Source organism: Microvirga sp. GCM10011540, from assembly GCF_042650665.1.
Taxonomy (GTDB): domain Bacteria; phylum Pseudomonadota; class Alphaproteobacteria; order Rhizobiales; family Beijerinckiaceae; genus Microvirga; species Microvirga lenta.
Window position 1 is genome coordinate 14,140 of the sequence record NZ_JBHSBQ010000122.1, and the last position, 15,832, is coordinate 29,971.

The window sequence follows — 15,832 nt, forward strand, 5'->3', positions numbered from 1 at the left end:
CGGAGCCTCTCGTCCAGCTCCGTCCAGCGGTACGGCTTGCTGATGAAGGAGATCTCCTTCAGCTCAGGGGGCGGAAGCCTGCTCTTACAAGTGCTTACACCTCAGCCCGGCGGAACGGTCCGGCGCCTGCTCGTTCTGTCAGAGCAGGATTCTCTGGCGACCTGCCCACTCCCGCATTCCTGAAGCTCGCCTTGGGCTTTGGATGCCGCGACGCCTTTCAGTTCCTTGCGCAACTCGCAGCTTGAGCCTACAAGGGTAAGAACTTTTCTTATCCGACTCTCATGCCATGCCCTCAAAATCGATCATCACGGCCTCGTTGACCCCGGAACTCACCGCCATGATTGCCGCGAAGGTGGCCTCTGGACGTTACCGCAGCGCCAGCGAAGTGGTGCGGGCCGCTCTGCGGCTCCTCGATGATCATGAGCGTCGGAGCGAGAACCGGAGCGAAACACCTACCCCAAGGTCACGCGATGCCGCATAAAGCCTCGAAGAAGCAGGGACAGGCCGAGAACCAACCCGTCGGGGCGTCACGCGAGCAGAGCCTCGACATTTTGGAGAGTGTTCCCGACGCCTTCTTTGCTGTCGATCACCACTGGCATTTCACCTACATCAACCGTGCCGCGGCAGAACGATGGAGCCGTAGTCGCGAGGACCTGATCGGCAAGGATTTTCTGGAAGCATTTCCGCAAGCGGTCGGCTCTGAGCCTTGGCAGGCGTTTCTGAAGGCCATGCAGGAGCGTCAGCCCACCCGTCTGGAAGTGGTGTCTCCGGTTCTGCATCAGTGGGTGGAGCTGAGCATCTCCCCAACCCGAGATGGCGGGCTGTCCGTTTACTTCCGCGACATCAGCGCACGCAAGCGCGTGGAAGAGGTCGAGGGATGGCTTGCTGCCATTATCGAGTCATCGGACGACGCCATCGTCAGCAAGAACCTTGAGAGCATCGTCACAAGCTGGAACGCAGGAGCGGAACGGCTCTTCGGCTACAGGGCGGATGAGATCATTGGCAGGCCAATAACAATTCTGTTTCCCGAAGACCGACAGGACGAGGAGGAGAGGATCCTCGCACGTATCCGCCGGGGTGAGCGCGTCGAGCACTTTGAGAGCACCCGCCGACGCAAGGACGGTAGCCTGGTCCAGGTCTCGCTGACAATTTCCCCGATCAAGGATGCCCAAGGCAGGATTGTAGGCGCATCGAAGATTGCTCGCGACATCACCAGGCACAAGGAGGCCGAGCGCCTGCAACGTCTTTTGGTGCATGAGCTGAACCATCGGGTGAAGAACATCCTCGCGACAGTGCAAGCGATCGCGAGGCAGACCCTCAGCCCTCGGCATTCGGACGACACGGTACGTGAAACATTTGAGGCGCGCCTGCTCGCCCTGTCCAAGGCGCACGACCTGCTCACACGCGAGAACTGGGATGGGACCAGCCTGTCGCAGATCGTTACTGAAGCCCTCTCACCCTACCACCGCGACCGCTTCGAGATCGGCGGGCCGGATACGCGGTTGCCTCCGAAGATGGCATTGGCCTTGGCTCTGGCGCTGCACGAGCTGGCGACCAACGCCGCGAAATATGGCGCGCTCTCGGTCCCGTCAGGTCGGATCGCGATCATGTGGCGGGTTCAACCCAGTGATCCGCCGCATCTGATCCTTCGCTGGCAGGAGCGCGGTGGCCCACCTGTTTCATCACCTGAGCAGAAAGGCTTTGGTTCACGCCTGATCGAGCGCAGTTTGGCGCTGGAACTCGCGGGCGATGCCAAAATCACCTATGACCCCGCTGGGGTAGTGTGTGAGCTGAAGGCGCCCTTGGTGGACGAGCGGGACGATCGTGTGGGCAAGGCTGCGTAACCCGGCGCAGGACTGCCGTTTGCAGAGGTTTCCTCGGCCTTGATCGAGTGCCATTCTGGTGGCGCAAGAGTATCGCTGCTATAGGCTTGTCCGCCCATCCGGCGCTCCGCCTCTGGCGGAGCTCCTTCCTATGGACAGCATCTTCGAGGAGCTTAAGCTGTGCCCCATGAGCTGACCCGCGTTAAGACGGGTGTCGAAGGACTTGATGTGGTGCTGCGCGGCGGCCTGGTGGCCGGCACGTCCTACATCATCCAGGGCCACCCGGGCGCCGGCAAGACGATCCTGTCCAACCAAATCGCCTTCCATCATGCCGCATCCGGTCAGCACGTCCTTTACGTGACCCTCCTCGCCGAGTCCCACGAGCGCCTGTTTGAGAACCTCTCGACCCTGGCGTTCTTCGATCCCTCTAAACTCGGCAATGGCATCAACTATGTGAGCGCCTTCACCACCTTGCGCGACGAGGGCCTCACCGCTGTCGTCAAGCTCCTGCGTCAGGAGATCGGGCGTACGAAGTCGACCCTGCTCATCCTCGACGGTCTGCTCAACGCTCGGGAGAAGGCCGAGAGCAACCTGGATGTGAAGACGTTCATCGCCGAGTTACAGGGTCATGCGGCCTTTGCCGGCTGCACCGTGCTCTTTCTCACCAGTTCCCGCATGGATGAGTCCAGCCCCGAGCACACGATGGTCGACGGCGTGATCCAGCTCAAGGACGAGATCTTCGGTGTGCGTTCGGCACGGCGCCTTCAGGTGCGCAAGTCCCGCGGCGTGAAGGCCATGCACGGGTACCATCAGTTCGAGATCCTGGATCGGGGCATGGTGGTCTACCCTCGGCTCGAAGCCGTTCTCGGGCAGCCTTCGATGCCGGACAGCCCTACCACAGCCCGGACCACGTCAGGCGTGGCCGATCTCGACGAGATGATGGGCAGCGGACTGCAACAGGGCTCCGGCACGCTCATCATTGGCGCCTCCGGCACAGGCAAGACCACCCTGGGGCTGCACTTTCTCGCCCACTCCACCCCTGAAGAGCCCGCCCTTCACTTCGGGTTCTATGAGACGCCGGAGCGCCTGAAGCTCAAGGCGCGCTCCCTCGGGCTGGACTTTGACCCGCTGGTGGCCTCAGGGGCTCTGGAGATCATGTGGCAGCCCATAACGGAGAACCTGCTGGATGGGCTTGCGCACAAGCTCTTGGAGGCGGTGCGCCGCCGTGGGGTCAAGCGGCTGTTCATCGATGGCTTCGGCGGGTTCGAGCGAGCTGCGCTCGAACCTTCCCGCATGGTCGAGTTCTTTACCGCTCTGACCAACGAGCTGCGGGCCTTGAACGTCACCACCCTTGGCACCTGGGAGCTGACCGATCTGTTCAGCCGGCAGATCCAGGCGCCCTCCCCAGAGATCTCCAGCCTGCTCGACAACCTGATCACCCTTCGCTTTGTGGACCAGCACTCGCGGCTGCGCCGTCTGCTGTCGATCCTGAAGGTGCGGGACAGTGCCTTCGACCCCTCCTTCCGGGAGCTGGCCATCAGCAGCCAGGGCATCAGCCTTCCGGATACGTTCGAGGGCTCAGAGCATGCACTGGAAGGTACGCCCCGGCTGGACGGCCGGACCCGTTCCTGAGACGGCACGTTGTCTGAGCGGGAGCAGGGCCGGGGAATGACGACAATCCTAGTTGTGGATGACGAGTTTCTGATCACGGACATTCTCGTTGATGCTCTGGAGGAGGAAGGATTCCGGGTGCTCACCGCCCCGAACGGCCGCAAGGCTCTGGAGGTGCTGAACAAGGAGGTGCCGGCGCTGGTGGTCACCGACTTCATGATGCCGCTGATGAACGGGCTGGAGCTGGCCCAAGCGATCAAGGCCAATCCGGATTGGGCTCAAATCCCGATCATCCTGCTGAGCGGGGCACAAGGGGCGATTGCCCGTAGTCATCCGGAGTTGTTTGCGGGCGTCTACGATAAGCCGTTCAGGATCGAGAACGTCCTTGCGGCGGTGATAGAGACAGTTGGTGCCCAGAGAAGGTCATAAAACCCGGTTCAGCACGTGCCGTGTCCGACCGAAGACCGAGCTAAAGGCTTGGACACTGAGGCAAATGTCTGCACCGGGTCAAGTTGAGCCAGAACGCGGACTGCCTAAAGGTTCGCTTTGCCCCAAGCATCAGACATTTGCTTCACCTGATAAGCTCCGGTTATCAAATGGGAGTGAACCTGACGCCTTGGGCTTAGCAACACATACCAAGCAGGCCAAAGCACTCGGGATCCACACTCGCGTCCACGGTAGTGAGGTTACGAAGAGCCCTCCAAGATAGGTGGTCGGCCGGTGTGCGCGGGGTGCGCACGGCAGATTCCGCGCGCTTGGCGATTCCCTCTTGATGTACCGCCAAATCCTTGTCGCGCAAGGGCTTGAGAAAGTGAGCGCGGATGGGTTCGAACCATCGACCCGCTGATTAAAAGTCAGATGCTCCCCTCTTCCCTGCCTGCTGAGAGCGAGCCCGCTCTCTCGCTCAATGGAGGATTTCAACCCATCCGAAACCGGCTCCCCTCGCCATAGCGACAGTCATTGCTGGGGCAGCGGAGGCACACCGTTTTGCCACTCCGGCCAGTGGGCTACGATGTGATCCACCATCCGACCTCCCACCATGGCAATGTTGTCGACCGTCTCGGCGAACCCGCCTGCCGTCTGGCCCGGCGCCGGATCGAGATGCTGGAGCGTGGTCTCGTTCGGGTTGCCCTGGTCGAAGTTCACCGCCCCCCGCAGGCTCAGGAGGCGACGATCGCCAAGCGTCCGCTGGACCACCTGCGCGATAGCGGCCGCCTCCATCTCGGTGATGAGGTAATCATCCGCTCCATAGAGCTTGGCGATATACTGCGCCTGCGCTGACATGCCAGGGCCGTGGAAGAAGGTATCTCCCGTCATGTGAGTGCCGGTCTTCACCGTGGGCGCACCGCGGGCTGCCTCTTGCGGATAGCGCATCCGGTAGGAGCGTGCGGAATCCGAGTCCTTCAGGTTCGTGTTACGCGTAAGGTGCATTGCCCAGCCGACGAGATCGGAATTGACCTGGAACAGCCGGACCTTCTCGTAGCCTTTGCGTGGCATGAAGGTTGGGGCGCCGGGCTCCCCTTCCTCCGGAGCCCAGCGATGGCCGAGGTCATAATCAACCAGCCAGGTCGCCCAGCTGACGTCGGCAATGGTCCCGCGCTCTGGTGGCGTCCCGGCCACGCCGCTGATGATGAAGTAGGCTTGCGACATGTCGAACTGCGGGTTCAGGATGATCGCCTGCACTGAGGCGGACGAGGCAACCTTGCCCATTCCCAGGACAGACCCACAGACCCCGTCCTCGTTGCAATAGACAGGGTTCAGAGCGCCCTTCACGGCCATGGGCTTGCTCTGGGCAAAATAGCGCTCGTACCAGTGCTGGAACTCGCCGGCCCGGTCGCCGGTGTTCTGTCCGATCTCGAACATTGAGCCGATAAACACTTTGACCTTGATCGGCTCATCAGCCAACGCGGGTAATCCAATGCTGACCGTAAGCGAGATGGCCGCCACAGCGGTCCGAAGGCGTCCTGGAAATGGCATCGCAGCAATCCTTACAAGAGTGAGGCCTGGATAAGCCGAATACCCGGCAAGGACCAAGATCGAAGAACGGGCAGATGGCTAAACTTTGACCCGGCACCTGCTGGATTCTTCCAATGTAATCCCGAAGCGAGGAGGTGTGGAGAATACACCGCCTTCGGATCCCGAGCCGCGCCCGGCAGGCATGCGGAAATCCTGTGAGGCTGTGGCCAGATACCGCCCGAGCGGTCCGACAGGCTCTACACGATGCCCCAGGCTCTGTAGCGGGATCTGCCGGTGAGCTCGCGCGGTCGGGCGCCGCTGAGCTGGGCGAGCATCAGGTCGACCGCCTTTGGGCTGACCTGCAACAACTTGGCCCCGAGCGGCAACGTGACGAGCGGGCGAGACAGAAAGAGATCGACGAGGTTCGGCAGCTTGGAGTTCGAGCGGCACTGTTTCGTCACCCGCTCCATCAGATCGCGCGCGAGCATCAGCCGGTCGAGATCCTTGTGGCTAATCGCGATCGCCTCCTCGAGCACGGCACAAAAGCCCTCTAGCTTCTCCAATATCCCTTCCCTGCCCTGCGGCCGGAACCTCGACTGCTTGAACCCGGCGGCGAGCGGCAGCAGGTGGCTAGTTAGGCCCCTCCCCCGCAGGATGGCAGCCGCCATGATCAGGCCGAGCCAGGGCTGGCGGGTGTAGAGGTTGAGCTCGAGCCAGGCATCCCAAGCTACCGCGGCGGCGGCCACGGCCGGCCAGTGGGCGGCGCGCCTGACCACGTCAAGCCAGAGATCCTCGTTCTCCGCCTCGTCCAGGTCAGGATCGTAGACAAGATGCGAGCGGCTCTTCGGCAGCGGGCTTTCTCCCGCCAGAACCTTGTTGGTGCGGTCCAGGAGAGCGTCAATCTCGGCAAAGTGCGCCTTCCATGGATCGGCATCGTTGGCGAAGAGTGGATAGGCCTCCTCGTCCTCCGGGTCGGGCTTGCCCTTCTTGGGCTGGAGATCCCCTCCCCTCTTGCCGGGCCTATGCCGCGCAGGGCCGCCAGGCCGTCGATGGAGAGCGGTCAGGGGGCGGGCCGGGCGAGTGCCGTGCGCCGGGCCCGCAGGGCAGACGCGGCCCGGGTGAGTTCATGGGTGGGATGGCGCACGTCCATGCCGGCATCGTGCAGGACCAGGTCCCCGACATCGACCAGGTGCCCATCGAGGATCAGTGCCCGCACGGCTTCGATCATGTCGCAGCGCGACTGCCAACCAGCGGCAAGCCCAGATGCCTCCAGCCGAGCGTCCAGGCGCATGATGTTGATAGTGAGCTGGTCCAGCCGGCCAGCGATCTTCTCCCAGGGCAGGTCCGGCAGGTTGACGGCCCTCGGCTCGAGCGGCTCCGCATCCTCGAATTCCAGGCTGGTACTCCCGAAAGCGACGCTCGTGTCCCACAGCTAAGTTACTGATGCTCAAAAGCATAATCTCCCAAGGAGAAGAGAAGCAAGGACTAACTTCGGTCTGATAGACGGGCATGATCCGGCGCGGAACGCTGCTGTCCCGTTTGGTTGCGTTCGCTGCGCCCCGATCTCCCTCCTGGAGCACTCCGCAGGGCTGAGGAGCGCGAAGCGGCTCGGAAAGCCCTTGTTTTAAGCCATTTTAGCTCGTTGGAGGGAAGCCCTGCCCTGCTCGTCTGGTAAACGAATTGACTTGAGAAACGTCTGCAAACGATCAGTTGCTCGCGATAAGCGAAAGTGTACAAAGGGCCTGAAAATGGCTTCGGAAACTGTTGATGGCCCCTCCCCTCTCGAAAGCTCGTCTCATTGGCTACGCGCGTGTCTCCACCGAGGATCAGGCGCATGATGCCCAGCTCGACGAACTCAAGGCTGCCGGTTGTGCCGAGATCCATCAGGAGCACGGTTCCGGCGCAAGCCGCGCCCGTCCGGTGCTGGCGCGGCTCATCCGCGAGATCAAGCCTGGGGAGGTCCTCGTTGTGGTACGCCTCGACCGTCTGGCCCGCTCGGTGAGCCATCTACTTGAGGTAATCGAGACCTTGGAAGCCAAGAAGGCCCATTTCCGCTCCTTGCAGGATCCAATCGATACCTCGACGCCGCAGGGGATGTTTTCCCTGCAAGTGCTTGGCGCAGTCGCACAGCTGGAGCGCTCGCTCATCTCAGAACGTACACGGGCCGGGATCAAGGCCGCCAAAGCTCGGGGGAAGAAGCCCGGGAATCCGGGCATGCGCGAGCGCCGGCCAGATGCCATCCGGAAGATCACCCTCGCTCGTGAGAAAGCCTACCTCGATGAACTGATCGCTGGTGCGGACAAATGGATGCCGACGGTTCGGCGCATGCGACCGCACCAGTCCTGGGAGGACGTCGTGCGTGTGCTGGGCGACAGCGGGCAACCGTGGACCGTGGCCCGTCTGCGTCGTGCTGTGGGCAAGCTCGTGGCGCAGCGTATGGCAGACTCTGCCCTGCTGAAGCCTGCTTCGCGCAAGAACCCGGAGGATCGCCTCATGACGCTGATCGCCGGCATCGCGATGGCAGATCCAGACCTTTCGCTCCGAGGGATCGCGGCACAGCTGGAGCGGATGCGGGAGCGGACTCCACGCGGCGGCTCCACCTGGTCAGCGTCCTCAGTGAGAAAACAACTCGATCGCGCGCGAAAGGCCGGATTCACCCTGCCGGCACCATAACAAAACGATATGCCCGTCTAGCGTGCCATGTAGTCCTCCTCAGCCGTTGAGGCGCATCGCAATGGTTGTCACGCCGCTCTTCGGCATCTTGCTATCTCGCGACACCTACAAACAGGCTCGTCAGCATACCAGGACGGGACGAGAGGAGCACAGGTAAGTACTGTGTGGGTCTAGGTCGGTCACTCTGAATAGATCCTGCATTCGCAGGAGCTTACCACAGCACTCAAAGGGTGGGACTGCTATTCTCGCAGGAAGGTACTTTGTCATGAGCACGATCCAGGCGCGGACGCCGGTGGTTGAGATTTGCCACTAATGCTTCGACCACAACAGAGCGCGACAGTCGATGAGAAGCCACCTGCCCCGTCGTCTCGTCGCAGTCTGCATAGCAAGGGGCGTCGAGCGGGCTCAAGCTATTCACAAGACAACTCCGCGACATCTGAAATCTCTGACAGTCCGTGAGCACTAGGCCCGACAGATGGCAGCATGAACGCGAAACCGGAGCAGTCTCAGGATGCCGAGGCTGAACGGGAGACGTCTCAACGGACGAAGGACAATAAAGGGAAGACAGTCAAACGCAGCGTTGTTGCCGTCCGCAGTTGGAAAACTGCCTAGAAGTCGCGTGCCTGGGCGGGGGAACCCACCCAGCTTGAGACAGCAAGAGAAGAGCGTTCATGAGAACAAGACCTGCTTTCCGTCGGCGCGTGAGCTACGAGTTGCCCGCGGGCAACATTGAAGGCGAAAGGGGAGGCAAGTTTCCAAAGGCTATAGGGACGGGGGCCTAACTTCATCCGGTGCGCTGCAGCTGTACCGGAAGTGCTGATACAGGACCCCGCAGAATCCTACGATCAACGAAGTGGACACGCAGTTCGGCAGGTCGTTGGTGACCAAATCCCAGATGGTTGGTCGCAGACTTTTGGTGGCGATACCGCCCGTGCGTAGTGACAGCACCAGGATCAACTTGCAACTTGAACGACCAGATCGCACAGGACCATACTGTTTGGGTCTAGTTGTCCGGGCGATCCGAGAGACGGCGAAGACTACTTCCGCAGAGTCGCCTCTCGGATCGTTGGTGCCGACGGGCCGATCAAGGACTGTCCGCTCGAGATAGATCAGATCGCGGGCCGAGCTTAGCAGGAAATTTATCGGGAATGCGGACTCGGTATCCTACACGCCCCACGTCGGCTTCAGGAAGGACGACAGAGGACCGCGTCATTTCTGTCTTCTGCTAGGGCGGGAGATATTCGCACGCCCCTTAGCGATGAAATTCTTACGGTTCGGTAGGCGAAAAGATCCAAAGCATTGGCTTTCGACCTTTATCCAGAGGGAACCATTGGTCTTGCCCCACAGAAGGAAGGCCCCAACGTCTGCGGTGGCCACTAAATCGAACTGTCACCTAGTCTCGCGCTTGGGCCGCCACGGCTGGCAAGGACAGCGATACCCGGCTGCACATCAATCGACCTCTCGGGATCGCGGAGCCGGCACCAGATGCGGGCATGAGATCGCTGACTAGGAGCCGGGTGCGCACGAGAGCGAGGAAAGCGCGCGCATGTAAACACGAGACACGAGTGTTTATAACGGTTGACCCGCGGCTGACAAAAGTGGCGAGATCAACGAAGTCGGCCGTATGGTTTGTCGCGGCCCTTCCGGCGCCCACCGTCATCGCCACGCCGTCGAACAGCCTGAATGGCGCCATTGTTCAGCAGCTGAACTGCCCGACGCCCTCCTCTATTCCGATCGCCACACCGCTTCTTGCGACGAAGCAAATCTGTCGAGGGCCTCACGTGCCCTACCCCGACTCTCTCGTTCTCCGACCCAGCACCGCCTCACGGTATCTGCGCAGCCAATTCTTGGACCATAGCAGCATAGCCAAACACGTTGCTGAGATAGCAGGCACATCAAACCGGACCACGTTGAGAACCAGTCGCGGCAGCGGAGGAATGACTTCAAACGAGCACGCGCTTCACCGCAAGAGCATTGCGAACCCATTCAAGCTTCGGAAGCTGTTACAACCGACACATAGTCACTACGAAGCGGCCGCCCGGCCGCAAAGTTGCCCGCGGGCAACTCGATGCACAAATTCCTGCGATAGCGACGCAAAACGCAGGCTCTGTCGAGCCCCAGCCGCCACTTCACTTCTTGCTTAAAGGTTCGAATCGGGTAATGGTCACGAAACTTAGCATTAATCTTCATTGGAACCGTATTAACGGGCTGCCACCGTGACTTCATCCGCAACGCTCAAGAAGGCCGACCCCAACCGGGCTATTCAGAAGCTCGTCGGCGCTCACGCGCGCGAGCTTTCCGAAAAGCTCCAGGCCCATCGCTTAAAGCTGTTTCCACCGGCTGCGCAGAAAACCGTCAGGCGCTTCACGTCAAGCGAGGTGGCAGGCTTGCTGAGCGTGGACCCGGGCTATCTTCGCCGCATCAATCTTGAAGGCAAAGGCCCGCAGCCGGAGGTAACTGGCGGTGGTCGTCGGCTTTATACTGTGGAGGATCTCGCAGCGCTACGATCTTTCCTCGACGAAGGCGCGAAGGGCAGTCGCCGCTACCTCCCTCATCGTCGGCCAGGCGAGCACCTTCAGGTCGTCTGCGTAGTCAACTTCAAAGGTGGCTCGGGCAAGACCACGACTACCGCGCACTTAGCCCAGCATCTCGCCTTGCATGGCTACAGGACACTTGCGATTGATCTTGATCCGCAGGCCTCATTGTCCGCGCTCCACGGGTATCAGCCAGAGTTCGACGTCGGCGAAAACCAGACGCTCTACGGCGCAATTCGCTACGATGATCAGAAGCGGCCGATTTCAGAGATCATCCAGCAAACCTACTTCCCGAACCTCGACCTGATCCCTGGCAACATCGAGCTAATGGAGTACGAACACGACACTCCAAAAGCACTTGCCGACAGTCCGGGGAAGGGGCTTTTCTTCACGCGCCTAGATAGCGCCCTATCCGAGGTCCAAAGCGCCTACGACGTTGTCGTAATCGACTGCCCGCCGCAGCTTGGCTTCCTGACGATGACAGCAATGTGCGCAGCCACCGCTGTTCTCGTCACCGTGCATCCGCAGATGCTCGACGTTATGTCGATGTGCCAGTTCCTCATCATGACCTCTGAGCTACTTGAGGTCGTCGCGAATGCCGGCGGCAATACAGGCTATGACTGGATGCGCTACCTCGTGACGCGCTACGAACCAGGCGACGGGCCGCAGAACCAGATGGTCTCGTTTATGAGATCCATGTTCGGAGAGCATGTCCTCAACTATCCGATGCTGAAAAGCACGGCTATCTCCGACGCAGGCCTGACCAAGCAAACACTTTATGAAGTCGGCCGCGAGAACTTCAGTCGGACCACCTACGACCGCGCTATGGAGTCTCTCAACAGTGTCAACGGCGAAATTGAAGGCCTGATTAAGCAGGCTTGGGGGAGATCATAATGGCTCGCAAAGGCGTCCTGGCGGACCTGATCGAGAAGAAGTTGCCCGCGGGCAACTCGGATGCCGAGGCCCCGAACGAGCCTCAAACTGCCGCCCCATTTCAAGGAGCGATGGGATCACGTGGCGCTATTGGAGCCATCTCGCGGTCGATTGCCGGCCTGACCACTGCTGCCTCTGACGCCGAGAAATTGCGTGCTCAGCTGACGTCAGGGCATGCAGTCGTTGAACTGGATCCGCAACTCCTCGACTCTTCCCCTGTTGCCGACCGTATGGGCGGTCAGGACGTGTCCGAACTGCTCGAGTCTATCAAAGTCTCCGGCCAGCAAGTCCCAATCCTCGTCCGGCCCCACCCTGACAGACATGGCCGCTATCAGATCGCTTATGGCCATCGCCGCGCCCGGGCTCTCAGGGAAATCGGACAGCCGGTCAAAGCCGTCGTCCGGCAGCTCACTGATGTGGAACTTGTCGTCGCACAGGGCCAGGAGAACAATGCCAGACGCGACCTTACCTACATCGAGCGGGCCCTCTACGCGGCAAAGCTGGAGGAAGCAGGGTACTCGCGCGAGACGCTAATGTCCGCTCTCGCAATCGATAAGACACAACTCTCGAAGCTGATCTCCTCCGTCTCAAGGATCCCGAGGGACATCGTCGAGGCCATAGGCCCTGCCCCGTCATTCGGGCGCAATCGCTGGGTCGCCTTGGCTTCGAAATTCGAAAGTGACGATCAAGCCGCCTTCGTCGTGCGTAGCGCGATCAGCTCGCCTGAATTCGCCGAAATGGCCACAGACGCACGCTTCGAAGTCGTGGAGCAGGCTCTGCAGGAGCCAAAGCCCGTCCGCCCCAAACCTGAGGACAAAGTGGTTCTTTCAGCTTCAGGTCGGAAGGTTGGTCGGATCTCGCAATCGGGGCGCGACCTAAAGATCTCCATAGACAAGAAATTCGACCCGGCGTTCGTGGAGTACCTCGTCGGCAAACTTCCAAGCCTCGCCGACGAGTTCTCGAAGGCAATTGGGGAGGGCAAGTGACGCAACCACGACCGAGAGAGATCCTTCTGGAGCTGATAAATCCAATAGCCTTCGGACTTGATCACCACAGGCGTGGTAAGCAAAGCACTTTGCATCTCCTTACCCCGCCTCAGCAAACCGGCTGTAGAGAAAAACATCGACTCTGGTGAACGATCATGCTTAGCCCTTTCCGTGTAGGGGAGGGCGCGAACTGCACCCGTAGGACGTCGGCGGCTACCTCATACCACTTTAGCCGTGAAGAACCGCCCTGTGGAGGCGCGCCGCATCGTCACGCGCAGAGAACTCTCCGTCGCAGCCAGCGATTCAGGAAATATGCTGACCCGGCTGACAATACCAACACTTGATGCCATCCGAGCTTGTTACCTGCTGGGTTGGCAGGACTGGGACAGGTTGTCAGTGTGGCCGCCGCGCGGCCACACCAGCGGCTTGGCCGGCAGCGGAGCACTTGGTAATTGGCGAGCGCGTACGTCTCATCGCGTGCTTGAGCCTGCGCACTCTGGCGCAGATCAGTGAGTTCAAGTTGATCAAAGGCCGGCCCTAACGGAGAACTCTTCGCGATCTTTGATGTCGTTGATATCGTCATCAACGCCTACGGCTTTGATTTCGTGTTGAATACACCAAGGCGAAGCGAGGAGACTAGGCCGAGATCATCGCCTAGTAGACAGTTGTGCTTAAGACCGAAAGCGCGCCTACGACGCGATTCCTGTGGCCCGCTGAGCCACAGAGGAGGCTATCAGTACCCTTAGGCAGTCCTGAAAACTCAACATCGAGGTTGAGTGCTGGGATGTCTCTGCTCGTCTGGCAGGGTAGGGTGCATACTGTTCTGCGGTAAGGTTGGTTCCCGACCCAACGATCTTGGGCTCCAACTGGAGCATGGCAAATCACTCGGCGGGACCTAGCAGGAAGCGCAGTTAGACAGATTCGCGCGCCGCTTATGGTCGCTCTACTGGGATCGGCCGCTCGCAAAGTTTGAGCGGGGAGGGGCGTTATCGCTGCTGTTTGGCACATTCTGCGCAAAGTGGGAGGGTGTAGCAACCGACCTTTTGGAAGCGTCTCTTAATCCATTTTGTTAATCATTTGACCAGAGGAGGGCTTCCGCAGAGCCCCCCAAAATGCCTTAAACAAGAGCGCTTGGACACCGCGGAGAGACGTGCACTCCGCGAAAGCGTAACTAATGGGCTTTCGAGAGTGGCCATCAGCGTCGTGCCGAACATAGTAACCTCTGTCCAGGCACGCAGATGCCCCCAACCAAGCCGAAGTTAAACCTTGCTTTGCTACTTTTTGGAAAGCTATGCTCTGAAGCGTCAATAACTTATCTGTAGGACTTAGACGTGGCTTTCGGGAGCTTAAGCCTGAACTTCGACAATGCGGAGCCGCTCGCGCCACGCAACCTCGATTTGCCAGATCTACCGTGGGGCACAATCGCCGGCAGGCTCGAGCAGCTTGCTATCCGCATCTTGCGCCTCGATGCCCGGCTGGAGTCCTCCGGCCTTGGCCTAGGGTGGCAGTCCCGCTGCGACATGACCGAGGCCGTGCGCTCCATCATTCTTGACGGCCAGTTGGTGGATCTGGGCGATCTGGTCTTGCACGATGCCGGCATGGACGTGCGCAGCCCCACTCACGAGCTCACCCGGGCCACATCCGCTCTGCGCGCCCGGCGCACGGCGCTAGCCCGATCCGCGCCCTGGCCGCTGTCGATTGACGGCTTAGCGGCCCTGCGCGGCATCGGCCCGGCCCGAGGCGAGACGAGCCTCCAACCCAAAAGGGCAAAGGCTGATCCGGAGGATGAGGAAGCCTATCCGCCCTTTGCAAATGATGCCGATCCATGGGCGGCGCACTTTGCCGAAATCGATGCCCTGTTAGACCGCACCAACAAGGTGCTGGCTGGCGAGACGCCGTTCCCGAAGAGTCGCTCGCATCTGGTCTATGATCCTGATGTGGACGAGACCGAGAATGAGGACCTGTGGCTCGATGTGGTCAAGCGTACCGCCCACTGGCCGGCAGTGGCCGCAGCAGCCGTCGCCTGGGATGCTTGGTTGAACCTCAACCTTTACACGCGCCAGCCTTGGCTCGGGCTGATCATGGCAGCCTGTATCCTACGAGCAAGAGGGCTGACCTCCCACCTGCTGCCGCTGGCGGCCGGCTTCAAGCAATCCAAATTTCGGCCGCAGGGGAGGGAAGGGGCGATCGAGAAACTGGAGGGCTTCTGCCAAGTGGTGGAGGAAGCATTAGCCATCAGCCACAAGGATCTCGACCGGCTGATGCTCGCGCGAGATCTGATGGAGCGGGTGACGAAGCAGTGCCGCTCAAACTCCAAGCTGCCGGATCTGGTCAACTTGTTCCTGTCGCGTCCGCTCGTGACGGTGCCGCTCGGGGCCAAGCTGCTCAAGGTCAGCCCCAAGGCCATTGATCTGATGCTGGCCCAGCTCGGCGGCGCCCGCCCACGTGAGCTCACCGGCCGATCCCGCTACAGAGCATGGGGCATTGTGTGAGGTGTGCTGATCTATCAGCGCTACAGCACCGAAAATAGCTGAGCACCTGTGGAACTAGTAAGCGTCAAGGATGAAGACGCGCACAGCTAGCGCCCCCCGTTGCTGCGACAAGCCCTTCCAAGCTGCTGTCTGCCTCGCCAGGAAAGCATTTGTCTCCCTCGTATCCAAGGGCAGAGCATGATCCTGTTCTGATTCCCGCACGCCACTCCGACCCCGGAGAAAAGGGAACGTACCTCTGATTGCCTGGGAGGAACATATGACGAGAAATCTAACCAGAACCGCACGCCTTCTGCGCTCCATCGGCATACTGCTTGCGAGCACAGTACTCCCGGCGGCGGCCGAAGTGTCTGGTGCAGTCCGCACGTCATCCCATGAGGTGAAAGGACTGCAACAGCCAGCCGAGTTGATCATCGACCAGTGGGGCATTCCCCATATCTACGCCGGAAGCACCCGGGATGCGATTTTTCTCCAGGGCTACAATGCTGCACGCGATCGGCTATGGCAGATAGATCTCTGGCGTAAGCGCGGTCTTGGCCTGCTCGCTAAGGATTTCGGTCCCAGCTATTTCGATCAAGACAGGGCGGCGCGCTTGTTCCTGTACCGCGGCGACATGGACCAGGAATGGGCATCCTATGGCCCAGATGCGAGGAACTACACCGAAGCCTTTGTGACCGGCGTGAATGCTTTCGTCGACGAAGATACTGCTGGCGAATGGTTGGAGCGATTGAGGCGGGGTCGGCGTTCAGGCTGTAGGGGCTTGGGTTTAGACCTGGAGGGTTCCATGTCGCTCCGCCCGACCGTGAGCGGTGAGGTTCCAGCTTCAA

General features: G+C 60.5%; 12 protein-coding genes and 1 tRNA gene. 9 read left to right on the top strand and 4 right to left on the bottom strand.

The features are described 5' to 3' along the window. Positions 1 to 286 precede the first annotated feature (286 nt). The 4 genes from ACFOYU_RS17785 to ACFOYU_RS17800 all read left to right on the top strand — a co-directional run bounded on the left by ACFOYU_RS17785 (position 287) and on the right by ACFOYU_RS17800 (position 3,863). Entirely contained in the window at positions 287 to 481 is a 195-nt protein-coding gene (locus tag ACFOYU_RS17785; protein WP_377034626.1) for a type II toxin-antitoxin system ParD family antitoxin, read from the top strand. Then, complete coding sequence (locus ACFOYU_RS17790; protein ID WP_377034627.1) at positions 471 to 1,844, top strand: sensor histidine kinase; 1,374 nt, start codon at positions 471 to 473, stop codon at positions 1,842 to 1,844. Before ACFOYU_RS17785 ends, ACFOYU_RS17790 begins: the two co-directional genes overlap by 11 nt. Positions 1,845 to 2,003: 159 nt before the next feature. Next, positions 2,004 to 3,455: an ATPase domain-containing protein gene (locus tag ACFOYU_RS17795; protein ID WP_377034628.1), complete on the top strand. Its 1,452-nt coding sequence runs from the start codon at positions 2,004 to 2,006 to the stop codon at positions 3,453 to 3,455. Positions 3,456 to 3,491: 36 nt separating this feature from the next. Beyond that, a complete protein-coding gene (locus tag ACFOYU_RS17800) occupies positions 3,492 to 3,863 on the top strand; it encodes a response regulator (protein WP_377034629.1) in 372 nt (123 codons plus the stop codon). A 383-nt stretch (positions 3,864 to 4,246) separates the two neighbouring features. Here the strand turns inward: ACFOYU_RS17800 and ACFOYU_RS17805 are convergent. The 4 genes from ACFOYU_RS17805 to ACFOYU_RS17820 all read right to left on the bottom strand — a co-directional run bounded on the left by ACFOYU_RS17805 (position 4,247) and on the right by ACFOYU_RS17820 (position 6,681). Further along, positions 4,247 to 4,332: transfer RNA gene (locus ACFOYU_RS17805), tRNA-Lys, on the bottom strand. 59 nt (positions 4,333 to 4,391) lie between these two features. Continuing rightward, a complete protein-coding gene (locus tag ACFOYU_RS17810) occupies positions 4,392 to 5,381 on the bottom strand; it encodes a purine-nucleoside phosphorylase (protein WP_377034630.1) in 990 nt (329 codons plus the stop codon). Positions 5,382 to 5,647: 266 nt separating this feature from the next. Continuing rightward, positions 5,648 to 6,166, bottom strand: coding sequence for a DUF1612 domain-containing protein (locus ACFOYU_RS17815; protein ID WP_377034631.1), 519 nt, complete (start codon positions 6,164 to 6,166; stop codon positions 5,648 to 5,650). Between the two features lie 284 nt (positions 6,167 to 6,450). After that, on the bottom strand, positions 6,451 to 6,681 hold the full coding sequence (locus tag ACFOYU_RS17820; protein ID WP_377034632.1) for a hypothetical protein: 231 nt from the start codon (positions 6,679 to 6,681) through the stop codon (positions 6,451 to 6,453). Between the two features lie 476 nt (positions 6,682 to 7,157). Between ACFOYU_RS17820 and ACFOYU_RS17825 the strand changes: the two genes are divergently transcribed. The 5 genes from ACFOYU_RS17825 to ACFOYU_RS17845 form a co-directional block, all read left to right on the top strand. Next, positions 7,158 to 8,063: a recombinase family protein gene (locus ACFOYU_RS17825; protein ID WP_377034633.1), complete on the top strand. Its 906-nt coding sequence runs from the start codon at positions 7,158 to 7,160 to the stop codon at positions 8,061 to 8,063. 2,216 nt (positions 8,064 to 10,279) lie between these two features. After that, complete coding sequence (repA, locus tag ACFOYU_RS17830) at positions 10,280 to 11,491, top strand: plasmid partitioning protein RepA (protein WP_377034634.1); 1,212 nt, start codon at positions 10,280 to 10,282, stop codon at positions 11,489 to 11,491. Beyond that, entirely contained in the window at positions 11,491 to 12,516 is a 1,026-nt protein-coding gene (repB, locus tag ACFOYU_RS17835; protein WP_377034635.1) for a plasmid partitioning protein RepB, read from the top strand. The genes repA and repB overlap by 1 nt, the downstream gene beginning before the upstream one ends. A gap of 1,331 nt (positions 12,517 to 13,847) precedes the next feature. Beyond that, positions 13,848 to 15,008 carry an RHE_PE00001 family protein gene (locus tag ACFOYU_RS17840; protein ID WP_377034636.1) on the top strand — a complete coding sequence of 387 codons (1,161 nt, stop codon included), beginning with the start codon at positions 13,848 to 13,850 and terminating at the stop codon, positions 15,006 to 15,008. A 256-nt stretch (positions 15,009 to 15,264) separates the two neighbouring features. Further along, positions 15,265 to 15,832, top strand: a 568-nt coding sequence (locus ACFOYU_RS17845) for a penicillin acylase family protein (protein ID WP_377034637.1), incomplete at its 3' end; no start/stop codon positions are given.

What these genes read in the sequence shown, in the direction of transcription:
- ACFOYU_RS17785 (WP_377034626.1), top strand. Translation starts at nt 287, where the DNA reads ATGCCCTCAAAATCGATCATCACGGCCTCGTTGACCCCGGAACTCACC.
- ACFOYU_RS17790 (WP_377034627.1), top strand. Translation starts at nt 471, where the DNA reads ATGCCGCATAAAGCCTCGAAGAAGCAGGGACAGGCCGAGAACCAACCC.
- ACFOYU_RS17800 (WP_377034629.1), top strand. Translation starts at nt 3,492, where the DNA reads ATGACGACAATCCTAGTTGTGGATGACGAGTTTCTGATCACGGACATT.
- ACFOYU_RS17820 (WP_377034632.1), bottom strand. Translation starts at nt 6,681, where the DNA reads ATGCGCCTGGACGCTCGGCTGGAGGCATCTGGGCTTGCCGCTGGTTGG.
- ACFOYU_RS17825 (WP_377034633.1), top strand. Translation starts at nt 7,158, where the DNA reads ATGGCCCCTCCCCTCTCGAAAGCTCGTCTCATTGGCTACGCGCGTGTC.
- repB (WP_377034635.1), top strand. Translation starts at nt 11,491, where the DNA reads ATGGCTCGCAAAGGCGTCCTGGCGGACCTGATCGAGAAGAAGTTGCCC.